Annotated in this window: 8 protein-coding genes; 4 read left to right on the forward strand and 4 right to left on the reverse strand. The window is 68.0% G+C overall.

Translation table 11 applies throughout. The features are described from left to right. Positions 1-189 precede the first annotated feature (189 nt). The gene (locus G6O54_RS27490) at positions 190-4,599 is read right to left on the reverse strand and encodes a PAS domain S-box protein (RefSeq protein ID WP_165230624.1); all 4,410 of its coding nucleotides are present in this window, start codon (positions 4,597-4,599) and stop codon (positions 190-192) included. Positions 4,600-5,734: 1,135 nt separating this feature from the next. Here G6O54_RS27490 and G6O54_RS27495 point away from each other — a divergent pair. Then, positions 5,735-5,917, forward strand: a complete 183-nt coding sequence (locus G6O54_RS27495; protein WP_165230627.1) for a hypothetical protein — start codon at positions 5,735-5,737, stop codon at positions 5,915-5,917. Beyond that, complete coding sequence (locus tag G6O54_RS27500; RefSeq protein WP_165230630.1) at positions 5,917-6,480, forward strand: DNA-3-methyladenine glycosylase I; 564 nt, start codon at positions 5,917-5,919, stop codon at positions 6,478-6,480. The genes G6O54_RS27495 and G6O54_RS27500 overlap by 1 nt, the downstream gene beginning before the upstream one ends. A gap of 60 nt (positions 6,481-6,540) precedes the next feature. Here the strand turns inward: G6O54_RS27500 and G6O54_RS27505 are convergent, their stop codons facing one another. From G6O54_RS27505 to G6O54_RS27515, 3 genes are all read right to left on the reverse strand, one after another. Further along, positions 6,541-6,915 carry an iron chaperone gene (locus tag G6O54_RS27505; RefSeq protein WP_165230633.1) on the reverse strand — a complete coding sequence of 125 codons (375 nt, stop codon included), beginning with the start codon at positions 6,913-6,915 and terminating at the stop codon, positions 6,541-6,543. A 175-nt stretch (positions 6,916-7,090) separates the two neighbouring features. Then, complete coding sequence (locus G6O54_RS27510) at positions 7,091-12,466, reverse strand: WD40 repeat domain-containing serine/threonine protein kinase (RefSeq protein ID WP_165230636.1); 5,376 nt, start codon at positions 12,464-12,466, stop codon at positions 7,091-7,093. Then, complete coding sequence (locus tag G6O54_RS27515; protein WP_369432158.1) at positions 12,463-13,116, reverse strand: sigma-70 family RNA polymerase sigma factor; 654 nt, start codon at positions 13,114-13,116, stop codon at positions 12,463-12,465. The genes G6O54_RS27510 and G6O54_RS27515 overlap by 4 nt, the downstream gene beginning before the upstream one ends. Before the next feature lie 306 nt (positions 13,117-13,422). Here G6O54_RS27515 and G6O54_RS27520 point away from each other — a divergent pair, with 306 nt between their 5' ends. Both G6O54_RS27520 and G6O54_RS27525 read left to right on the forward strand, forming a co-directional pair. Continuing rightward, complete coding sequence (locus G6O54_RS27520; RefSeq protein ID WP_165230642.1) at positions 13,423-14,571, forward strand: TIGR03032 family protein; 1,149 nt, start codon at positions 13,423-13,425, stop codon at positions 14,569-14,571. A gap of 163 nt (positions 14,572-14,734) precedes the next feature. Continuing rightward, positions 14,735-22,540, forward strand: a complete 7,806-nt coding sequence (locus tag G6O54_RS27525) for a right-handed parallel beta-helix repeat-containing protein (RefSeq protein WP_165230645.1) — start codon at positions 14,735-14,737, stop codon at positions 22,538-22,540. The last annotated feature ends 2 nt before the right edge of the window (positions 22,541-22,542 follow it).

The following is a 22,542-nucleotide window of genomic DNA, read 5'->3' on the forward strand; positions in this document are numbered from 1 at the left end:
CTAACTGTACTCTAGCGGATCCTTCGTGCTCATGACGGATTTCGGGGTTTTCACGACTCCTCCCGACCCGCAAGTGCCCGGCCGTCGACTCGTCCCGCCCGGCCAACCGGGGCAAGAACCTCGCGAGGTCCGCCGAGGCATGCCCCGATCCCGGTGCGTCCGGGCCGAGGGCCCGTCGCGGCCCCGACGTCAGACGAGCTCCGCGACGACCCGACGCAGCTCCCTGAGAGTCATGGGTTTGCTCAGGTAGGCGTCGGCCCCCGCATCCAGGCAGCGCTCGCGGTCGCCCGACATCGCGAGGGCGGTGAGGGCGACGATGGGGAGAGTCCGGGTCTCCGGGGCGGAACGCAGGACACGGATGGCCTCGAGCCCATCGATCCCGGGCATCTGGATGTCCATGAGCACCAGCCGCGGCTGGAGCGTGGAAGCCATGCGGATCGCCTCCTCCCCGTCGCGAGCCTGGGAGACCCGGTAGCCGGCCGCGACGAGGACGTCGGAGATCAGCTTGCGGTTGAGCTCGTCGTCGTCGGCAAGGAGGATGAGCGGTGGTTCCGGCTCCGGAGCCTCGCCCGCGGCTTCCCCGCTCGCGAGGCCTGCGGAGCGCGTCGGTCGTGCCTCGAGCGGAGGGGAGGCCGTTGCCCGGCCGGGGTCGTACTCCTCGGGCTCGTCGAAGGGCTCCCACGGGATGGTCACGATGAACCGGCTCCCGCGACCGGGCTCGCTCTCCACCGAGACGACGCCGTGATGCAGGGCCGTGAGCTTCTCCACGAGCGCCAGCCCCAGGCCGGTCCCCGTATACTGGCGGGACAGGCGGCTGTCGATCTGGCGGAACGGTTGGAAGAGGATCTTCATATCCTCCTCCCGGATGCCGATCCCGGTATCCCAGACCGTGAATGTGAGCGAGCGGGATGCCTTGTCCGCCTTCACATCGAGGCCGACGGCCCCCCCTTCCGGCGTGAACTTCACGGCGTTGCTCAGGAGGTTCACCAGGATCTGCTTCAGCCGCAACTCGTCGGCGAGGATCGAGTCCGCCCCGCCGTCGGTCGCGCAGGACAGCCTCAGGTTCCTGGACTGGGCCGCCTGACGCACGAGCCGGATGCTCCCCTGACAGATCGAGTCGATGCTGGTGGGTATGGGGTCGAGCCGTATCTGCCCGGCCTCGGCCTTCGACAGGTCGAGGATGTCGTTGATCAGGCCCATCAGGTGCCGACCGCTCTTCTCCACGTCCCGGATGACCGAGACCTGCTCGTCGGTCATCGCGCCGTAGACGCCCTCGACCAGCGACTCGGAGAGGGCCAGGACGGCGCTCAGGGGCGTGCGAAGCTCGTGGCTCATGCTGGCGAGGAACTCGTCCTTGAGGCGGGAGGCGTGGGTCAGCTCGAGGTTGGTGCGCGTCAGCTCCTCCGACCGCTGGCGGAGGGCCTCTTCCATCTCCTTCCGCTCCGTGATGTCTCGCATGATCGTGGAGAAGAAGGCCACGCCGCCGTCATTCCCGCGGTGCGCGAGGATAAGCTGGGAGACGGGCCTGGCTCGGCCCGCGGCGGTCAGCACCTCCGTCTCGCCGAGCCAGTGCCCCTCGCGGACGGCCGTCGGGATTCCCTCCTGAATGATCCTGGCCGATGACTCGGGGGGGTGGTAGTCCTTGATGGACCGCGGGAGCCCTTCGGTGACCGGGCGAATCCCGAGAATCCTCCTGAAGGCCTCATTTTCCCACATCGGCACCCCTTCGGGCGTCGCCGTGGCGATGTAGTCGGTCGAGGAGTCGATGATCCGCGCCAGTTTGTGGACGTCCGCCGCCTGCGCGGCGGCCTGCCGCTCCAGCTCGGCGTTGAGTGCCCGGATGGCCTGGTCGGCCCGCCGACGTTCCGTGGCGTCCATGACGGCCGCCAGCACCATGGGCCCCGAATCGGTCTGGACGAGGTTCAGGCCGATCTCGACGGGGAACTCGCTGCCGTCCTTGCGAACGGCGTTGAGCTCGCGCCCATGTCCCATATCCATACGGAACGGCGAGGCCGTGAACTGGCCGCGGAGCTGCTCGTGGTGGCCGCGTGCGGACTCGGGGACCAGCATGTCGATCGACTTGCCGATGAGTTCGTCCCGTTCATAGCCGAGCCAATCGACGAACCGGCCGTTGACCATCGTGATCAGGCCCGCGGCATCGACGACGATGAGGCCCGCCGGCACCGACTCCACGACCGTCCGGAATCGCTCCTCGCTCTCGCGAAGCGAGAGCTCCGCCAGCTTGAGCGAGGTGACCTCCGAATGCGCGACGACGGCCCGGCTCGGTCCTCCTTCCACGAACGGGGTGACGCGACCGATGAACCAGCGGCGGGCGGAGGGGGAGTGGCAAGGATACTCCATCTCGAACATCGGCCTGCGTCCCGCCAGGACGTCGCGGATGCCGGCCGCGAAGTCGGCCGCCTGGGCGGCGTCCTCGCCGGTCGCTGCGTCGCAGACCTGGAGGTAGTTCCTCCCGTCGCACGCGTCGCCGAACAGGCCGTTCTCGCAGGCGAAGTCACGCCAGCTCCGGTTGACCGCGAGGATGTCTCCCGTCTCGTCAAGGACCGCAATCGACGTCCGGAGCGAGTCGAGGACGGAGCGTGCCAGCCGCTCGGACTCCCTCCGCGCCTCCTCCGCGGACCTGCGCGCCGTGATGTCCTGATGGACCCCGCAGAGGCGCAAGGGGCGTCCCAGGGCGTCTCGAGCGATGACCTTGCCGACGTCGAAAATCCATGCCCAGCTACCGTCCTTGCGGCGGAGCCTGTACTCGGCGGTGAATTCCGGACTGAACCCGTCGAGGTGTTCTTTCACGGACTCGCGCACGCTCGGGGCGTCGTCGGGATGGAGCAGATCCTCCCAGGCCTGTATGTGCCCCCCTAGCTCCTCGGGGCGATATCCGAGCATGCCGGCCCAACGAGCGTCGTAGTCCAGCCGGCCGGAGGGGAGATGCCAGTCCCACGTGCCGAGGCCGGCGCCGTCGAGCGCCAGCCGATATCGCTCGTCGCTCTCGTGCCGACGCTCCTCGGCTCGCTTCCGGGATGTGATGTCGATGATCGAGCCGACAGCCCCGATCGGACGCCCCCCCTCGCCTCGTTCGACGCGGCCCCGACACTGGAACCAGCCGAGGTGACCATCGCAGAGCGTCGCGCGGAACTCGAAGAAGATCTCGTCCGATCGTCCCTCGAAGGCGCCGAGGATCGCGGCGGCGACACTCTCGCGATCGTCGGGATGATGCCAGGCGATCCAGCCCTTCAAGTCCGCCGGGACGCCCGCCTCGCCAATTCTCACCCATTCCCAGAAAGTCGGGTCAAGCCGGCTAATCGCCGCGTCCTCGCCCGCCTCCCAGGTCACGACCCGACCGCTGGTGGTGGCCAGCCTGTAGCGATCGGCAGTCTCGCGGAGCTGCGACTCCATCCGCTTCCTCTCGGTGATGTCCTCGACGGTGCCGACCAGCCGGGCGGCCCGTCTCCCAGGACCATCAACCTCGACCTCCGCCAGCCCATGCGACACCACCCAGCGCAGGGAGCCGTCGTCCTGGATCACGCGGAACTCGATCGAATACGGCTCCGAGTCGACCCGCCCCAGCGCCGCCTCGACCCGGGCCCAGACCTCGGCGACGTCGTCCGGGTGGAGGCGATCCAGCATCTCGTCGATCGAAAGCCGCTCGCCGGGCAGGCCGAATATCTCGCGATATCGCGCGTCATAGGAGGCGACCCCGATCGTCGGGTCGTAGACCCACCACCCAAGCCGGGCGGCGTCGAGCGAGAGCTGACGCTGCTGCGACAGGCGTTCCAGAGCCTCCTCGGCCCGTCTCTTCTCCGTGCGGTCGACGAACGAGGCGAGGATCCCATCGTCAACGCTGACGCCCGAGATTTCGACCACGAGCACGCGGCCGTTCTTGCAGGTCACCGAGACTTCGACGGGACCGATGCGGCCCCCCATGTGGGCCGCCTCTTCGACGGCCACGGTCCACATGCTCCGCACCTGCCGGCGATAGGCCTCGTCGGGATACGCCACCTGCAACCACGCGTCGAGCGTCGGTACGTCGACCTTCGAGTAGCCGAAGAGTTCGACGAAACAGTCGTTGAGGTACGCGGTGACGCCGTTCCGGTCGATGTACCCCAGCGGCAGAGGCAGACGCTCGACGAAGCGGCCGAGCATCCCCGCACCGATTCGGAGCTCGGATCGTGCCCGCGACCCTGCCGCCACCAGCCTGGCCGCCCGCGTGAGCAGTTCGGTGGCGACGATGGGCTTCGTCAGGAAGTCCCAGGAATTCCCGGCGAGAGTTGCCATCCGGAGTATCTCTTCCTCACCCGAGGCCAGCACCAGGACCGGCACGTCGCGCGTCGTCGACCGTGCATGCAGATCCTCGATCAGCCGCTCGCCACACAGGCCGGGCGCCTTCAGGTCGCTGAGGACGAGGGCGGGCACCACCTCGACGGCCCGTGCGAGCCCCTGGTCCCCGTCACCGACGACCTCCACGCGATATCGCCCGCCGAGGATCTCGGCCAGGGAATCCCCCTCGACGGGGTCGTCCTCGATGATCAGGACCAGGGGTAGCTCGTGACGCGGATCGAGGTCCGTCGATCCTTCGGGCACGGTCGAGTCCCGATCACGGCCAACTCCGGTCCGTCGATCGGGCTCGGGGATGACTTCACGCCGGTCGTCAAGGACGCCGGCGCCGTGTCCCTCGACCGAGAGGATGGCTCCGCCGACGGTCGCTTTCCATCCGTCGAACGTACAATGAGCCTTTGTCCACGAAGCGTCGGTCCTCGCCCCGTCAATCGTGCCTGGGGCCCAACTCCGACACACCCTGGTGTTTGTGCCCACCACGGCAAGGTCCTTCCACATCGCTTCCGAAGTGAATCGAGCACGTGGATGGCCAGAACGATCGCGCAGAGCGGGATGTTGGTCGATCCCGTGGCCACCTCGGAGTCGGCCTACCGCGCAGATTGCCGAGGCGAACTGGCGTCAACTTCAGGGAAAGTCAGCTCGCCGCCGGCCCTTCCCGAACTCAAGTCCTTCGGAGAATCGCAGCTTCGCGACTCAGAGCATTCGACCATTCTAAGTCAGAATATCACAGAGTGGGCGGCCAGGTCTAGCAGACTTGATAGACACATAACATATCATCCGTCGCTTCCGGATGCAGCGAGCCGGCCGAGTCCCCGACACTCCGCGGCCGAATCGTCGGCCCATACGCTCGATGCGTCGGCCCGCCCGCCTCACCACGCATTCGCATCGACACGCACGCGACGGACCAGGCGGCCGGCCCCCGGATGCGCGTCCTCGTCGCCCAGCCCGGCGGGCGCAGCGAAATCGCTCCACCAGCCCCGGGAAGTCGCCTCGCCGAACTGGGCTCCTTGACCGGCGTGCGAGCCCCGTGCACCATTCGCACGGGCCGCACGCCGACCGTTCGCGCCGTCGTGGTCAAGCCGCCACAGCAAGGGCCGTCAGCCAGCCGTGCGAGTCGGAGCGGGCCAGGGGCGAAGCCGCCAAGGGTCGATGCCACGAGACGGGGCAGGCCGGGACATGGCAATGCCGGTCGTCGATTCGATCCCACGTCGTCCAGCCTGGAAAAGCAGCAGAGCCGCCACCCGACCCCGAGCCAGATAACACTCAATGTCGATGTTCGGACCATCTCGAGTCGTGATTTCAGGACTTCCCTTGGGCTGATTTTTCGGGTGTTCCCGGGGTGGTTATGTCGCAAGAGATGACTCAGAATAGAGCCCCTTGAATGCTGCGTCTCAAGCTGGAATTCCCGCTCGGCGTGGCATATCGCCAGGAGATCCGCCGCCGTCGCCGGAGGCCGTTGAGCGTCCTCTTTCGAGGCGTCGGGGCCGACGACTCGGCTAGCCCGAACTTCACGGGTCAGCCCGCCGTGGGCGCGTCCGAAAAGGTCGTCGGAGAAACCGGGTGATGAACCGTTGCGACTGGGCAAAGAACGAACTGGCGATCCGCTACCACGACCAGGAGTGGGGCGTGCCGGTCCACGACGACCGCCGCTGGTTCGAGTTCCTGATCCTGGAGGGAGCCCAGGCCGGGTTGAGTTGGGACACGATCCTCCGCAAGCGAGAGGCGTATCGGCTCGCATTTGCGGGTTTCGACCCTGAGGCGGTGGCAGGGTTCGACGAGGCTCGCGTCGAGACGCTGCTGGCCGACCCCGGCATCGTGCGGAACCGGCTCAAGGTCACCTCGGCGGTGAAGAACGCCCGCGCGTTCCTGCGCGTGCAGGAAGAGTTCTCCGGCTTCGACCCGTACATCTGGCGGTTCGTCGAAGGGCGTCCGGTCGCGAACTCCTGGCACGAGCTCGGTCAGATCCCCGCAAGGACGCCGCTCTCCGATGCGATCAGCAAGGATCTCAAGAAGCGGGGTTTCACGTTCGTCGGCACGACGATCTGTTATGCCCTGATGCAAGCGACGGGGTTGGTGAACGACCACCTCGTTGGCTGCTTCCGGCATCGTGAGGTCGGCGGCGCATGAGCGCCGGGCGATCCTCTCGCCGTCCACGTCCGCCCTGGCGACGACGCGAAGTGGGCCGGCCTACTTCTTCGTCGATTTCGTCGAGCCTCCGGCCGCTCTCAGCCTCACGATCCGCCCGATCAGGTCATACGGAATCGGCTGATCGAGCGGGAAACGGAGGTTCCCCTTCTCCCCCGCGTAGGGCGCGACCGCTTCCAGGAGGGCTTGGTCCCCTCTGACCGGGGGATAGAGCCCGATGTGATTCTTGAAGGCCGCGAAGTAGACGAGGATCGTCTTCTGCCGGAATGCTGGCATCCGGTAGCTGATCGTTTCCTCCGCGTCGGGGGCCGCTTCGCTGACGGTGACCCGAATCTTCTGGAGAATCTCCTGAACGTCCGGCGGGAACGACGCGATGTACTCGTCGATCGTCCCGTGTGTCGATTGAGCTTTTGCCATGTCGTCTCCTCGAAATGGAGTCTACCACGGCGATCGGCTTCGTCCTCAACCTCGTGGGCGGCGGATCGCCCGAACGTCTTGAACGGCGTGCGAGCCCCGAGCGTCATGCGCGAGGGCCTCACGCCGACCTTCCGTGCCGTGCCACCCAACCTCATCGGCTCGAATCGTCTCGTGCTCAGGGCTGAGGCCTGGGGGCCTCGTTCGGCCTCGCCAGCCTGGCCCGCCAGTCGGCGGCCTTGTCCGGCTTTCCCCAGGCGTCATAGAGCTTGACGATTCGCTCGGCGGCTTCGCCCAGGCCTTGCTTGTTCTGGGGTGGGATCCTGGCCTCGCGTGCCTTCATGCCCTCGTAGCCCGAGATGATCAGCGGCTCGGATTCGGCGTACTTGTTCTGGCCCAGGAGTGCCTGACCGAGATGGCTGCGGGTGGCGAAAGTGGTCCACTCGTCGGGCTGGAGGTTTTCGCGAACCACCAGGCACTCGCGCAGCAGGGGCTCGGCTTCGGTCCATTTGCCTTGCTGAATGAGGCTCTGGCCGAGGGGCGCCAGGATCCCGGCCATGCGGAATTCGTCGGGCCCGGACTGCTTGCGGAGCTGCTCCAGCGCGTCGCGTAACAGTGGCTCGGCTTCGGCACCGCGGCCGGACTGATTGAGGAGGGCTGTCAGGTCCCGTGTCAGGTCGAGGGTCAAGGAACCGTCGGGCCCCTGCAACCTGCGATAGGCTTTGAGTGCCCGGCGGAACAGGGGCTCGGCTTCGCTCGGCTTCGAGGGCGCCAACTGATGCGCCCGCAAGTGGATCCCTTCGAGCATCTCGGGGTCGTCCGGATCGAGCTTCGGCTCGTCCGTCTTGGGCGCCGGCAGTCGGTTCAGGAGTGAATCGACGTCGGCCCAGAGCTTCTCCCACGACTTCTGCTCGCCCGAGGGTAGCCGGGCCAGCGTCTCGGCCTCGCGGATGCCCGCCAGGTAAGGGTCTTCCTTCCAGAACCGGAAGGCCTGCGCCATGTCCGGGAGATCCCGCGGCGGGGCAGATCCGAGGCGCCTGTTCGAGGCTTCCAGTTCGGCCTGCAACCAGTCGAGGGCCTGTCGGCGGAGTTTCGCCCTCGCGGCGTCATCGATCGGCGGCACATCCTTGCCTGGCCCTGCGCAGGCCAGGGCCAGGAGTTTTCGGACGTGATCGTAGCCCGACCCCTCCGTGACCGGCTTGCTGAAGATCGCAATCGCTCGTCCCCAGTTCCGGTCGGCAGCATATCGCTCGCCGATGACGGATCGCAATTGCGAATGACGGTCGACCAGATCGTCGATGGCATTCCGGTCGGCCAGGAAACCCGGGGCAGCGACGGCCATCCTCGCCCAGAACTCGTGCAGGGCATACTGGACCAGACTATCGGGAGGTCCTCTGCGTGACCACTCGCACCAGAACCGGATGTGTGGCAACAGCAATTCATGGGCGACCATTCTAGTTCGAGCGATCTGAGCATCCACGAGTCTGAGCTGGAAATCGAGGCATTGTCGCCAGGCGGACGTTTGATGAGGAACTTTGGAAGCCAGCTTCTGCCAGTAATCGACCGCTTGTTGAAGCACCGTGGCGCCCGCGGCAGGATCGTCCGCGGCGGCAACCGCGAGGCGCTTCTCATAGGCCGTTGCCAGCCGATAGTGCTGTCGGGCCTGCCCGGGATCAGCGAGGACGACGCTCTGACGGATCTCAATCGCCTTGGTGTAATGCGGGATGGACGCGGCGGTTTGCCCGTGGCGGCGCTGAATGTCGCCGAGGATTTCCGCCTCGTCGGCGAGCGCGGAGTCGAGGTTTCCCGCGGCTACCATCGTCATCTTGATCGACCGGGGAAGCCCTGCGGTATACATCCAAAGATCATCGACCGCACGATAAAGGTCGCCGTCGCCCCGAGCCAGATTGCTCCATGGTAGGGCCTTGAGGATGGTCAAACTTGGATTCCAGCCCGCGGTGGCGATCGTCACGCCGTCCGGGCTCACGGCCGCGTAATGCGGGCTCGACAGGGAGACGAGCTCCTTGCCGATCCGCCAGTCCCAGACGAACAACCTGGAGCCGCACACGAAAAGTCGATCGCCGCCGGTACTGAAAGCCAGGTGACCGAACCCGACTCCCGGCCTCGCCTGGACCGACGAACGCAACTTCCCGAGGGCCGTGTCCCACAGGATCAGGCGGGGAGGAGTATCCTCCGCCTCCGCCACGAAGGCCAGCAGGTCTCCGTCCCGATGGAACACCGGGACACGTTGGTCTCGCTCCCATTTCCCCGTCTGCACCGCGCCGAGTGGACCATCGAGGCGGTTGAGCAGTCGTCCGGTGGACACATCCCAGACTTGCAAACTTGTACCTGTTAGCAGGGCCGCCCGCGTGCCGCCGGGATTGACCGACACGACTCCCAGGCCGCGCGCCTCGGGAGCGGGCAACCGTCGCTTCGAGGTCACATCGAACACGGCCACTTCGCGGTCGTGGTTGGAAGCCACGAGGATCCGGCCCGAGGCATCGAAGGCGGCGTGATAGGGACGCGGGAAGTCGATCGACCGCGTCTCGACCAGGCGCGTCCCCTGGTGAAGGAGGTCGTAGAAGGAGAGCCCCGCATCGGTCGCGACGACCAGTTCGTTCGTCTTCGGCTCGGTCAGGAGGGCCTGGCCGGCGTAATCCCCCACGGCCTTGAGCGGGAACGAGCGATAGGTCAGGTCGCTCGTGCGGAACAGGTGGAAATTCGCCCTCTGTGGAAAGAGGAGGCTGGCGCCGGAGTCGGCGAATGCCACGAGTTCGGCCTGGGCGGAACTGGGCTCCGCGTTCGTATCGATCGCGAGTGTGGCGACCAGGCCCGGCGTCCAGCACTTGAGCAGCCCGTCGACCCCTCCGGTGACCAGGCGGCCGTCGGGCAATCGTGCTAACCCGCAGATCGACGACCCATGCGACAGGGTCTGGCTTTCCCCATCGGCGTCGCGGATCGTGACGGTCCCGTCGGGGCTCCCCGCGAGCCCGAGCTGGGATCGCGGATCAAAAGCGAGGTAGTTGATGATTCCGGGATGGGAGATGTGAAGTGAGGGCCCACTCCGCGAGTTGCGTTGCAGCCTCAATCCATCCGAATAAACGACCTCACCGTATCCGGAGTGAAGGACGGGTGTCGCGGGCCTGATGGTGGAACTGTACCTGGGCAGGATCGGGTCCAGATCGGCCGAGGGTCGCAGGGTCTGGGCATCGAAGAGACGAACCGCATGGTCGGCGGCGGAGTGCTCGTCGAAGCCGATGAACTCGTCGTGGACTCCGACATACACTCCCGCGAGATCCACGAACACCTTCAAATCGCTTGGGTGATGGAGCGGCGCCAGCACCACCGACGCCCGCCGCTCCCAACCCTCCGTGACAATCCGCTCGAGGGTCCCCTCTGAAGGAGCCGTGCGACCGATCGGCGGCGCTCCGATACGGAGGACGTACAGATCTCTTCCGCCGGGCCCAAACGCGATATCGGCGCCGCCGGTGCCTGCGGCTTCGTGCACGATTCGTCCCGTCTCGACGAGGAGAATCCGGAAGGGCGGCCGGGACGAGTCGGCGGAGCAGACACCGACATGGCGGGTCAGCGGATCGATCTCGAGCTTCCTCGCCCGACCGGTCGTCTGCCGCCAGAGTTCCCTGAGGGTCCAACTGTCCCAGAGTGCCACGGTTCCGTCACGACCGGCGGTCGCCAGGAGCCGTCCGTCGGCCGATGCAGCGACGCTATCGAGCCCCCCCTGGTTGGTCTGCAGGCTCCACCGTTCCAGGGGACAGCGGGCCATGAGATGGCCCCACTCCCAGCCGCGCAACTCGGGCTGGGCCCCCCAGAGGATGTCCGCCACGCGATACCTCGCCTGGTCATCGCCCTGCAGCATCGACTCGGCCAGCTTCATCGTCGAGCGGTAGCCCTCCCGCTGGGCGATCTCCTTCTCAGCCTCGGCCCGCGCCGCGATCCGATTCATCTCGTTGCTGGCCAGTCGCTCTCGCCGCGCGAGATTCGACTCTCGCTGGGCAGCGTTCCTGAAGTAGGATGCCGCCGTCAGCGAGGCCGCCGTCACCGCGACCATCAGGGCCGTGAGCACTCCGCCCAGCACCGCGATCACCGGATTGCGCCGGGCCCACCGCCAGTAGCGCTCGCGAGTGCTCACTTGCCGGGCCCGGATCGGCTCGTCGGCCAGGAATCGGCGGAGGTCCTCGGCCATCGCCTCGGCCGATTGATACCGCGCCTTCGGATCCTTCTCGATCGCCTTCAGCACGATCGTCTCCAGGTCCCGCGGGATCCTGGGATCGATGGCCCGGGGCCCCGGCGGCTCCGCGTTCTTGATCTGCTCGATGAGCTTCAGCCGGTCCGAGGAGTCGAATGCCGGTCGGAGCGTGAGCAGCTCATAGAGCGTGAGGCCCAGCGCGTAGATGTCGGACCGGGGGTCGACTTCACCTCGGAACCGGCACGGTGCCATGTAGCGGAGGGTGCCCACGATGTCGCCGGTTTGCGTCAGCCCCTCGTCATCCCCCTTGGCCAGTCCGAAATCCGCGATCCAGACGACCCCCGCGTGGTCGAGCAGGAGGTTGCTCGGCTTGATGTCCCGGTGGACGATCCCGCTGGCATGGGCGTAGGCCAGCCCCTGGGCCACCTGGCGGCCGATCCGGGCCACGCTCCCGAAGTACGGAGACCGCCGGCTCGAGAGGTACGCCGTCGAGACCTGGCTCCCGCCGGGCAGCAAGGCCGAGGGCGCCGGGGGCGTGGTCGTATCGGCCCCGATTGGAGCGGTCTCCGCGGTCGCGAAGTCCCTGCCGGGGTTCGGGTCACGGGCGATTTTCTCGCCCGTTGCACGGTTGGCCGCGTCGGATTGCGGGATATCACAGGACGGTGCCGCCCCTTCGATCGCGATCTGGCCGCTCAGGAGCGACTCCGCGACCCGGCCGATCGCGGGCGCGGGCACACCGGGCGAGGTGGCGGCCTCGGCGAGCCTGGGGCCGGTCGCCACGTCGGGCTTCCGCCCGCGATCGCGGAGCCGCACCAGCTCGTCGATGACCTGGTCGAGCCCCTGGCCCTGGATGAACTGCATGGCGTAGTAGGCCGTCTCGCCGTCGTGGCCGACCTCGTAGACCGGCACGATGTTCGTATGGTGCAGCCGCGCCGCCGCCTTCGCCTCGCGGCGGAATCGCTTCAGCGACTCACCGTCGCGGGCGACCTGCCCCGGCAGCACCTTGAGCGCCACCCGGCGGCCCAGGCTCATCTGCTCGGCCTCGTAGACGACGCCCATCCCACCCCGGCCGATCTCGCGCAGGATGCGGTAATCGCCCAGCCGGCGTTCGTTGCCGGGTGACAGGGCCGGCGATCGCCGCACGCCCGCCGGCACGGGGTCCCGATCGATCGTCAGGTCCCGCTCGACCATCACCAGGGCCGGCAGCAGCTCGCGGATCAGGTCGGCCAGATCGGGGTGGAGGGCCGCGTATTCCTCGACGCTGGGCCGCTCGCCGGCACGATACCGCGCCAGGAACGATCCGGCGATCACCTCGAAGGGGTCGCGATCGGCGGTCGGCTCGCTCATGGTCCCTCACCGGAGAACTCGCCGGGCAGGGCGGCAAGGATCTCCTTGAGCCGCACCAGCGCGCGGGTGTAGCGTTTACTCGCCGCCGACTTGTCCAGGCCCAGGGCCGCGGCGGCGTCGCCGTTGGTCATCTGCTCGTAATGACGGAGGACCAGGATCTCGCGGTCCAGCGGATCCATGCGGTTGAGGGCCTCCTGCAGCCGGATCTTCCGCTCGGCCCGGATCGCCGCCTCGCTGGGGCTGGTCAGCTTGCCCAGGAGACGGGCGGCCAGGGCACCCGTACTGGCCCCGGGCATCGCGCCGCGGTAGATCGACACCTCGCGGCCGACGTCGCGGCCGGGGGTGTCCAGGTGCCGCCGATGATGCTCCTGTACACGCTGGCCGACCAGGAAGCGAAGCCAGATGTAGAACGGGACAGACGGGTCGCGGATGAACTCGTCGAGCCGCCGGATCGCGTCGAGATAGCCCTCCTGGATCACGTCGGACGCGTCGACGCGCCCCAGGAGCCTTGGGTCCAGGCGCAGCGCGACCATTCGGCGCAATCGCTCTCGGTATCGCTCCAGGAGCCTAGCGATGGCCTCCCGGTCGCCCGCGGCGGCGCGCGCGACGAGGTTCGGCACCTGCCCGGGGGGTGGTGACATGTCATTCATACTACGTGGAATACTGCGAAATGCAAGGAATGGGGACAAATCCCTCGGGCCTCGACCCCGATCGCCACCGCCCACGCGCACTATTTCGTTATGTTTTGCTTCCTAGACGAAGGTTCGGTCCCCAATCAGACTGGGCCCGCAGTACAGGTAGATATGCCCAAGTAGAGGACGAAGCCCGTCCGGGGACGTGATGACGATTCTCAGGACCGGTGCACGCGATGGCGTGGCGCCGAGCGGATCGCCGTCCGTCTCCAGGCGGCTTCGAGAGCCCCGACGTCGCATTTCTCCCCCCTGAAGGGCCGATCCATGACGACAGCAGCCTCCCCCGTCGAGCCGGCGCTGGAATCGACCCAGCCCGTGGCAGAGGACTCCCCGCCGCTGATGGCGGTCCATACGCCGAACTTCCCCTCGCTCTTGCGGCAACTCGGGGCGTCGCTGCTGGTGACCACCTACCAGGCCGGCAAGCTGGTCGTGGTCCGCGACGAGGGGGACCACCTCAACACCCATTTCCGCGCCTTCCAGTCTCCGATGGGCATGGCCCTGGCCGGCGATCGGCTGGCGGTCGGGACCAAGATCCAGGTCTGGGAGTTCGTCGATGTCCCGGCCGTGACGGCCAAGCTGGAGCCGCCGGGCCGCCACGACGCCTGTTTCCTGCCCCGCTCGAGCCACGTCACGGGCAACATCCAGATCCACGAGATGGCCTGGGGGGCCGGCAATGAACTCTGGGTCGTCAACACCCGCTTCTCCTGCCTCTGCACTCTCGACGGCTCGGCCAGCTTCGCGCCGCGGTGGCGGCCGCCGTTCGTCTCGGCGCTGGATCCGACCGATCGCTGCCACCTCAACGGCCTGGGGATGGTCGACGGCCGCCCGCGCTACGTCACGGCCCTGGGCGAGACGGACACGCCGGCCGGCTGGCGGGCGGACAGGGCCGGGGGCGGCATCGTGATGGACGTGGCCTCGGGCGAGGTGATCACTCGCGGGCTGTCGATGCCCCATTCGCCGAGGTGGTACGGCGGGCGGCTCTGGGTCTGCGAGTCGGGCGCGGGGACATTCGGCTACATCGACCCGAACACCGGCAAATACGTGCCGATCGCCGAGGTTCCCGGCTTCACCCGAGGTGTCGACTTCGCCGGCAACCTGGCGTTCGTGGGCCTGTCGCAGGTGCGCGAGAGCGCCGTCTTCAGCGGCATCGCGATCACCGAGCGGCTGACGGCGGAGGAGCGGACCTGCGGCGTCTGCGCGATCGACCTGAGGAGCGGCCGGTTGGTGGCGCTCCTGCGGTTCGAGACCGCCGTGCAGGAAGTCTTCGCCGTGACGGTGCTGCCGGGGCGGCGGTTCCCGGAGCTGATCAACGACGACGAGAGCCTGCTCGAGAACTCGTTCACGGTCCCCGACGCGGCGCTGGCCGACGTATCGGCGGCGCTGCGGGCGCCGGCCGGGAATGGGCATGTCTGAGCGTGGATAAATTCGCGGTCCGGTGATCCCCGACGATTCCCGCGGCGAATTGCGCCCGCCCTCCGGAGAATCTCGCGGCGATTCCCCGTCGGGTCATGGCCCGTGAAGTCCTGAGAGTTTGCTCATCACCGAGGTGATTCACCAGCACAGGAGCGATGAAACGATGAAGGTCGGCACGGCGAGCGATCGGCGACGAATCGGTCCGGGTTTGGTCGAGCATCGGAGGCGGCAACGCCGACGACTGCGGCCGTCCTTGCTGGCGCTGGAGGACCGCAGGCTGCTGTCGACCTTCACCGTCACCAGCACGCTCGACGACGGCAGCCCGGGCACCCTGCGCCATGAGATCGGCCAGGCGAATGCGAACCCGGGAGACGACACGATCGACTTCGACGGTGGCGTGTTCGCCACCCCGCAGACGATCACGCTGAACGGCAACCAGCTCGAGCTGGGCGACACGTCCGGGGCGACCACGATCACCGGCCCGATCGGCGGCGTCACGGTCGACGGCAACGACGCGAGCCGGGTGTTCCAGATCGACGGCGGTGTCACCGCGTCGATCTCGGGGCTGACCATCACCGGGGGCAGCACCGGCTACTTCCAATCTGGTGGCGGCGTGCTCAACTACGGCACGGCCACGCTGATCAACTGCACCGTCAGCGGCAACACCGCCCGCCCGGACTGGTTCAACCCCGGCGGCGGCCTCGCCACGGGAGGCTACTGGGGCAAGGACGCCGCAACCACGCTGATCAACTGCACCATCAGCGGCAACGACGGCGGCGGCGTGAACGCCGCTTGGGGCACCACCACGCTGACCAACACGATCGTCGCCGGCCAGGCATCCGGGGGCGACATTAGCGGCACCGTGTCGGGCACGAACAACCTGATCGGCACCGGCGGCTCGGGCGGGCTGGTCGACGGTGTCGACGGCAACATCGTCGGCGTCACCGACCCGGGGCTGGCCCCGCTGGGCGACTACGGCGGCACCAGCCCGACCATGGCCCTGCTGCCCGGCAGCCCGGCCATCGACGCCGGGACCGGCGCCGGCGCACCGGCCACCGACCAGCGGGGCCAGCCCCGGGCCGGTGCCGTCGACATCGGCGCCTTCGAGAGCCAGGGCTTCACCCTCACGCCCGTCGCGGGCACCCCGCAGGGCTCGGACATCGGCACGCCGTTCGCCGACCCGCTGGTCGCGACCGTGTCGGCCGTCAACCCGCTCGAGCCGGTCGACGGCGGGGTCGTCCGCTTCGTCGCCGGCCGCGTCGGCGGCGCCACGGCGATCCTCTCGGCCCCCTCGGCGGTCATCGCCGGCGGCCAGGCCGCCATCACCGCCGCACCCAACAACGCGCTCGGCGGTTACGAAGTGGTCGCGTCCGTACCGGGGCTGTCCCCCGTCTCGTTCGCCCTCACCAACACGGGCACGCCGTTCGCGGCCCTGGTCGTCAATACGACGAGCGATTCGCTCTTCCCAGGCCCGGGCCTCCTGAGCCTGCGTGAGGCCATCGGGTTCGCCAACGTCGATTCCCTGGGGATCTCGAGCATCACCTTCGATGCGGGAGTCTTCGCCGCGCCGCAGTCGATTACCTTGACCGGGACCCAGCTCGAGCTCTCCAACACGACCGAGACGGTGACGATCACCGGCCCGGCGGGAGGCGTGACGGTCAGCGGCGGCGGGCTGAGCCGGGTATTCCAGGTCGACCCGAATGTGACGGCGTCCATCTCGGGGCTGACCATCACCGGCGGCAATGCCGGCTACGACGGCGGCGGCGGCCTGATCAACCTCGGCACGACCGCGCTCATCAACTGCACGATCGGCGGCAACTCCACCAACGGGGGCGGCGGCGGCCTGGCCACCGGCAGCTCTTCCTACCCCGGAGCCACGACCTCGCTGACCAACTGCACCGTCAGCGGCAACTCCAGCTTCGCCGAGCTGTACGCCTCCTACGGCACCACCACGCTGACCAACACCATCGTCGCCGCCGTGGGCGGCGGATTCAGCATCTTCGGCACCGTGTCGGGCACGAACAACCTGATCGGCACCGGCGGCTCGGGCGGGCTGATCGACGGGGTCGACGGCAACATCGTCGATGTGGCCGACCCCGGGCTGGCCCCGCTGGGCGACTACGGCGGCACCAGCCCGACCATGGCCCTGCTGCCCGGCAGCCCGGCCATCGACGCCGGGACCGGCGCCGGCGCACCGGCCACCGACCAGCGGGGCTACGCCCGGGCCGGTGCCGTCGACATCGGCGCCTTCGAGAGCCAGGGCTTCAGCCTCACGCTCGTCGCCGGCACCCCGCAGAGCTCGGACATCGGCACGCCGTTCGCCGACCCGCTGGCCGTGTCCGTGGCGGCCGTCAACCCGCTCGAGCCGGTCGACGGCGGGGTCGTCCGCTTCGTCGCCGGCCGCGTCGGCGGCGCCACGGCGATCCTCCTGGCCCCCTCGGCGGTCATCGCCGGCGGCCAGGCCGAGACGACGGCCGCGCCCAACAACGCGCTGGGCAGTTACGCCGTGGTCGCGTCCGTACCGGGGCTGTCCCCCGTCTCGTTCGCCCTCACCAACACGGGCACGCCGTTCGCGGCCCTGGTCGTCAATACGACGAGCGATTCGCTCTTCCCGGGCCCGGGCCTCCTGAGCCTGCGTGAGGCCATCGGCTTCGCCAACGTCGATTCCCTGGGGATCTCGAGCATCACCTTCGATGAGAGCGTCTTCGCCGGGCCGCGGAAGCTCATCGCCTTGACGGGGGCCCAGCTCGAGCTCTCCAACACGACCGAGACGGTGACGATCACCGGACCCGCGGCGGGCCTGACGGTCAGCGGTGGCGCGATCGAGTTGACCACAGCCGGTTCCGACTCCGGCTTCCCGGTCTCGAGCTCCGATCTGCTTCAGACGAACCTGAGCAGCTCGAGTGTCACGGGCAACATCGGCGACGAGGAAGGGCTCAACACGGCGGCCGACATCACCGCGCTGAGCAACGGCCAGTTCGGCCCCGCCGCCCCGGTCAACCCCCCCGGGCCGAACCCCGAGGTCGTGCTGATCCACGACGGGGTGGAGATCACCTACAATCTCGACACGGGCATGCACCCGCTGGGTTATGACCTCACGAACATCAACACCTACGCAGGCTGGGGAGACTCAGGCCGGAGCCAGCAAGACTACACCATCTATTATTCGACGGTGACCGACCCGGACACATTCCTGGAGTTGGATGCCGTGTTCGCCCCCAGTTATGACGGGCGGCCCAGCGACACGGCGGCGTTCCTGTCGGGCAGCTCTGGGATCCTCGCCAGCAATGTGGCTTCGATACGCTTCTCCTTCCCATCGACCCAGAATGGCTACGTCGGTTACCGAGAGCTGGACGTCCTGGGTGTCCCTTCAACCGCCCTGGTCCTTCCCTCCGGAGGGCCGAGCCGCGTGTTCCAGGTCGATGCGGGAGTCACCGCGTCGATCTCGGGGCTGACCATCACCGGGGGCAGCACCGGGGGCAATGGCGCCGGCTTGCTCAACTACGGCACGACCACGCTGATCGGCTGCACCCTCAGCGGCAACTCCGCCAACAACGGCGGCGGCGTGTTCAACGCCGGCACGGCGACGCTGACCGACTGCACCGTCAGCGGCAACTCCGCCAGCAACGGCGGCGGCGTGTTCAACGGTGGTAGACTCACGCTGGTCAACAGCACCCTCGACGGAAATACAGGAGGATATGGCGGCGGCCTGTACATCGGCAACGGTGCCTCGGCCACGCTGACCGGCTGCACCGTCACCGGTAACAGCGGCGGCCTGATCAATCTCGGCGGAACGGCGACGCTGACCGACTCCACCATCAGCGGCAACGGTCGCGGCCTGAACAACGGCTACGGCGGCACCATGACGCTGGCCGGCTGCACCCTCAGCGGCAACTTCGGCTTCGCCCTGATCAACAACGGCACAGCCACGCTGACCAACAGCACCTTCAGCGGCAATGCCGGCTACGGCCTGGTCAACAACGGCACGGCGACGCTGACCGACTGCACCGTGAGCGGCAACTCGGACAGGGGCGTGGAGGCCCGCCCCGGGAGCACGACCACGCTCACCGACAGCACCGTCAGCGGCAACTCGGGCAGTGGCCTGAGGATCTGGTACGGCGGCACGGCGACCCTGACCGGCTGCACCATCAGCGGCAATGCCTCAAACAACCAAGGCGGCGGCGTGTACGTCATGGGCGCGGCCACGCTGACCAACTGCACCATCAGCGGCAACTCCGCCCTCGGCAACGGCAACAGCCCGGGCGGCGGTGGCCTGGCGATCTCCCGGCGAGGCAGGGTCGCGCTGACCAACTGCACCATCAGCGGCAACTCCGCCCTCCGCAGGGGCGGCGGCGGCCTGTTCAACGATGGTGGCACGGCGACGCTGGCCAACACCATCGTTGCCGGGAATACCGCCGACCGAAGTCCTGACGTCATTGGCGACTTTGCCTCTCAGGGGAATAACCTGATCGGCAAGACCGACGGCAGCAGCGGGTGGGTCGGCTCCGACCTGACAGGCACCATCGCGACGCCGCTCAACCCCTTGCTGACACCCCTTGGCAATTTCGGCGGCCCGACCCTGACGATGGCCCTGTTCGTCGGCAGCCCGGCCCTCGACGCGGGGAACATCGCCCTCATCCCCGCGGGGATCACGACCGATCAGCGCGGGCGACCCCGCATCATCAACGGCACCGTCGACATCGGTGCGTTCGAGGCACAGACCGCCATCGCCCCCAGCTTCGTGGTGGACACCACCGCCGACAAGGTCGATTTCTCCGACGGACGGACCAGTCTTCGCGAAGCCATCGGATCCGCCAACGCCTTCGCCGGCAACAGTGTCACCTTCGATCCGACCGTTTTCGCTAGTGTCCAGACGATCACGCTGTCGCTGGGGCAACTCGAGCTGAGCAACACGTCCGGGACGGAGACGATCACCGCGCCGGCGGCGGGCGTCACGGTCGACGCTAACAACGCGAGCCGGGTGTTCCAGGTCGACCCCGGCGTCACCGCGTCGATCTCGGGCCTGACGATCACCGGAGGCAAGACCGGCGGCAAGGGCGGAGGCCTGATCAACTTCGGCACGACCACGCTGACCGACTGCACCCTCACCGGGAACACCTCCGGCGATAACGGCGGCGGCCTGTACAACAACTTCGGAACCGCCATCACGCTGACCGACTGCACCATCAGCGGCAACTCCGCGGCCAGCGACGGCGGCGGCCTTGCCGGCGGCGACGGCGGAACGGTCACGCTGGCCGGCTGCACCATCAGCGGCAACTCCGCCGACAGCGACGGCGGCGGCGTGTACATCAAGTTCGGCGGCACGGCCACGCTGACCGGCTGCACCATCAGCGGCAACTCCGCGGCCCGCAACGGCGGTGGGCTGTACGTCAACCGCGCCACGACCACGCTGACGGACTGCACCGTGAGCGGCAACTCCGCGGCCCGCGACGGCGGTGGCCTGTTCAGCTCCGGCACGGCCACGCTGACCGGCTGCACGGTCAGCGACAACTCCGCCGACGGCCGCGGCGGCGGTGTGCTTAACGGCGGCAAGCTCACGCTGACCGGCTGCTTCGTCAGCGACAACTCCGCCGATAACGGCGGTGGAGTGTCCACCACCAGAGGCACGACGGTACTGACCGACTGCACCGTCAGCGGCAACACGGCCGGATCGCAGGGCGGAGGCCTTTACGCCAACAACGGCGGGGCCACCACGCTTACCAACTCCGTCGTCAGCGGCAACTCCGCCTACAACGGCGGCGGCCTGTTTAACTACTTCGGCACGGCGACGCTGACCGACTGCACCGTCGAAGCCAACTCCGCCGGCCACAGTGGCGGCGGCCTGATCAACTTCGGCACGTCCACACTGATCAACACCGCCGTCATTGGCAACCTGGCCGGTGACTGGGGTGGCGGCATGACCAACTCCTCGGGAACCGCCACGTGGATCAACTGCACCGTGAGCGGCAACTCCGCCGGCGTCGTTGGCGGCGCCCTGAACAACAACTCCACGGCCACGTTTACCAACTGCGACCTCAGCGGCAACTCCGCAAAATGGGGCGGCGGCGTGTTCAATTTCTACGGCACGACCACCCTGAGCAACTCCACCGTCAGCGGAAACTCCGCCACCTATGGCGGTGGCGTCTGGAGTGCAGCCGGCACGGCCACGCTCAGCAGTTGCACTGTCAGTGGCAACTCCGCCATCAACGGCGGAGGTATTGCCAACTACGACACGACCACGCTGGGCAACACGATCGTCGCCGCCAACACGGCCGGCACGGGCCCCGATGTCTCCGGCGACTTCAGCTCCCTGGGGAACAATCTGATTGGCACGACCGACGGCAGCAGCGGCTGGGTCGGCTCCGACCTGACAGGCACCATCGCCACGCCGCTCAATCCCCTGCTGGCACCGCTGGGCGACTACGGCGGCCCGACCCTGACGATGGCACTACTCCCAGGCAGCCCGGCCATCGATGCAGGGAGTAACGCCCTCATTCCCGACGGCGTGACCACGGACCAGCGCGGCCTGCCCCGCATCGTCAGCGGCGTCGTGGACATCGGCGCCTTCGAGTCAAGCGGGTTCACCATCGCCGTCAGCTCGGGAGACGGCCAGTCCACGGGCGTGCTCACGGCCTTCCCGAACCCGCTGGTCGCGACGGTCACGGCGAACAACCCGGCCGAGCCCGTGGCGGGGGGCCTGGTCACGTTCGCCCCGCCGTGGAGCGGGGCGTCGGCGACCATCAGCGGAAGCCCGGCGACCATCGGCGGCGACGGCTCGGCGAGCGTCACGGCCACGGCCAACGGCATCACCGGCAGCTACGCCGTCACGGCCACGGCCGGCGGCATCACGACGCCCGCGAGCTTCGGGCTGACGAACCTCCAGTTGATCATCGCCCTCGACCCGTCGGCGTCGGCGGCACTCAGCCTCTCCGGCAACGCGAGCATCAACACCGCCGGCATCGTCTACGTCAACTCCAGCTCGTCGGGCGCCCTCTCGGCCAGCGGCAACGCCAGTGTCACGGCCTGGGCCATCGATGTCCATGGCCGCTTCGTGAGGAGCGGCCACGCCGGCCTCAATCCGACCCCGGTCACGGGGGCGCCGGTGCTTCCCGTGGCCTCACTGCCGTCACCGAGCACCTCGGGGATGACCAACTACGGCTCCTTGACCCTGGGCGGGAATTCAACCCGGACGATCCAGCCGGGCATCTACACCAGGATCAGCGTGTCCGGGAACGCCAGGCTCGCGATGGCACCCGGCATCTACGTCATCGAGGGGGGCGGCTTCTCCGCCTCCGGATTCGCCAGCGTCAGCGGTTCCGGGGTGATGATCGTCAACGCCGGGAGCGACTATCCCGCCGCCGGCGGCAGTTACGGCAGCATCTCGCTGGGCGGCAACGCGGCCTTCAACCTGAGCCCCGCGAGCAGCGGCATCTATGCGGGCATCGCCCTCTTCCAGCCGAGCGACAACACGAAGCCCATATCCGTCACCACCAATGCCTCGGGGATCACCGGCACGATCTACGCGCCGGCGGCCGCCCTTTCCGAGAGCGGTAACGCCGCGCTCAATGCCTCCCTGATCGTCAAGAGGCTCTCGATCAGCGGCAACGGGGTCGCCAACGGCCCGAGCCAGGCCGGCCCCGCGATTGCCGGCATCCGCAGCAACCCGGCCGCCGCCTCGGGGGGCGCCGCCGCGACGTTTAGCTCGATCGGGGCCGTGTCGGTCCTCGACCAGGCCGCGCCCGCCACGATCCCCATCAAGCTGAAGATCAAGCTCATCAATGCCATGGGCAACAACGTCGGCGCGTCGAGCCTGCCGGTGGTGTCCATGGCGGCCGCCAATTCCGCCGGCAGTCTCGTTCCGCAGGGCCTGCCGGTGGGTTCGCCGCTTGACACCCCGGTCGCGATCGACTCGGCCAGCGGGGCGTTCCGATTCGGCCTGAAATCGAAGGGGTCCAGGCTGTTCATCTAGGG

Source organism: Aquisphaera insulae (genome assembly GCF_011064615.1).
Taxonomy (GTDB): Bacteria; Planctomycetota; Planctomycetia; order Isosphaerales; family Isosphaeraceae; genus Aquisphaera; species Aquisphaera insulae.

Bases quoted from the DNA above. Each gene is read 5' to 3' on its own strand.
- G6O54_RS27520 (WP_165230642.1), top strand. From the start codon at position 13,423: ATGACGACAGCAGCCTCCCCCGTCGAGCCGGCGCTGGAATCGACCCAG.
- G6O54_RS27505 (WP_165230633.1), bottom strand. From the start codon at position 6,915: ATGGCAAAAGCTCAATCGACACACGGGACGATCGACGAGTACATCGCG.
- G6O54_RS27510 (WP_165230636.1), bottom strand. From the start codon at position 12,466: ATGAGCGAGCCGACCGCCGATCGCGACCCCTTCGAGGTGATCGCCGGA.
- G6O54_RS27515 (WP_369432158.1), bottom strand. From the start codon at position 13,116: ATGAATGACATGTCACCACCCCCCGGGCAGGTGCCGAACCTCGTCGCG.
- G6O54_RS27500 (WP_165230630.1), top strand. From the start codon at position 5,917: ATGAACCGTTGCGACTGGGCAAAGAACGAACTGGCGATCCGCTACCAC.
- G6O54_RS27495 (WP_165230627.1), top strand. From the start codon at position 5,735: ATGCTGCGTCTCAAGCTGGAATTCCCGCTCGGCGTGGCATATCGCCAG.
- G6O54_RS27525 (WP_165230645.1), top strand. From the start codon at position 14,735: ATGAAGGTCGGCACGGCGAGCGATCGGCGACGAATCGGTCCGGGTTTG.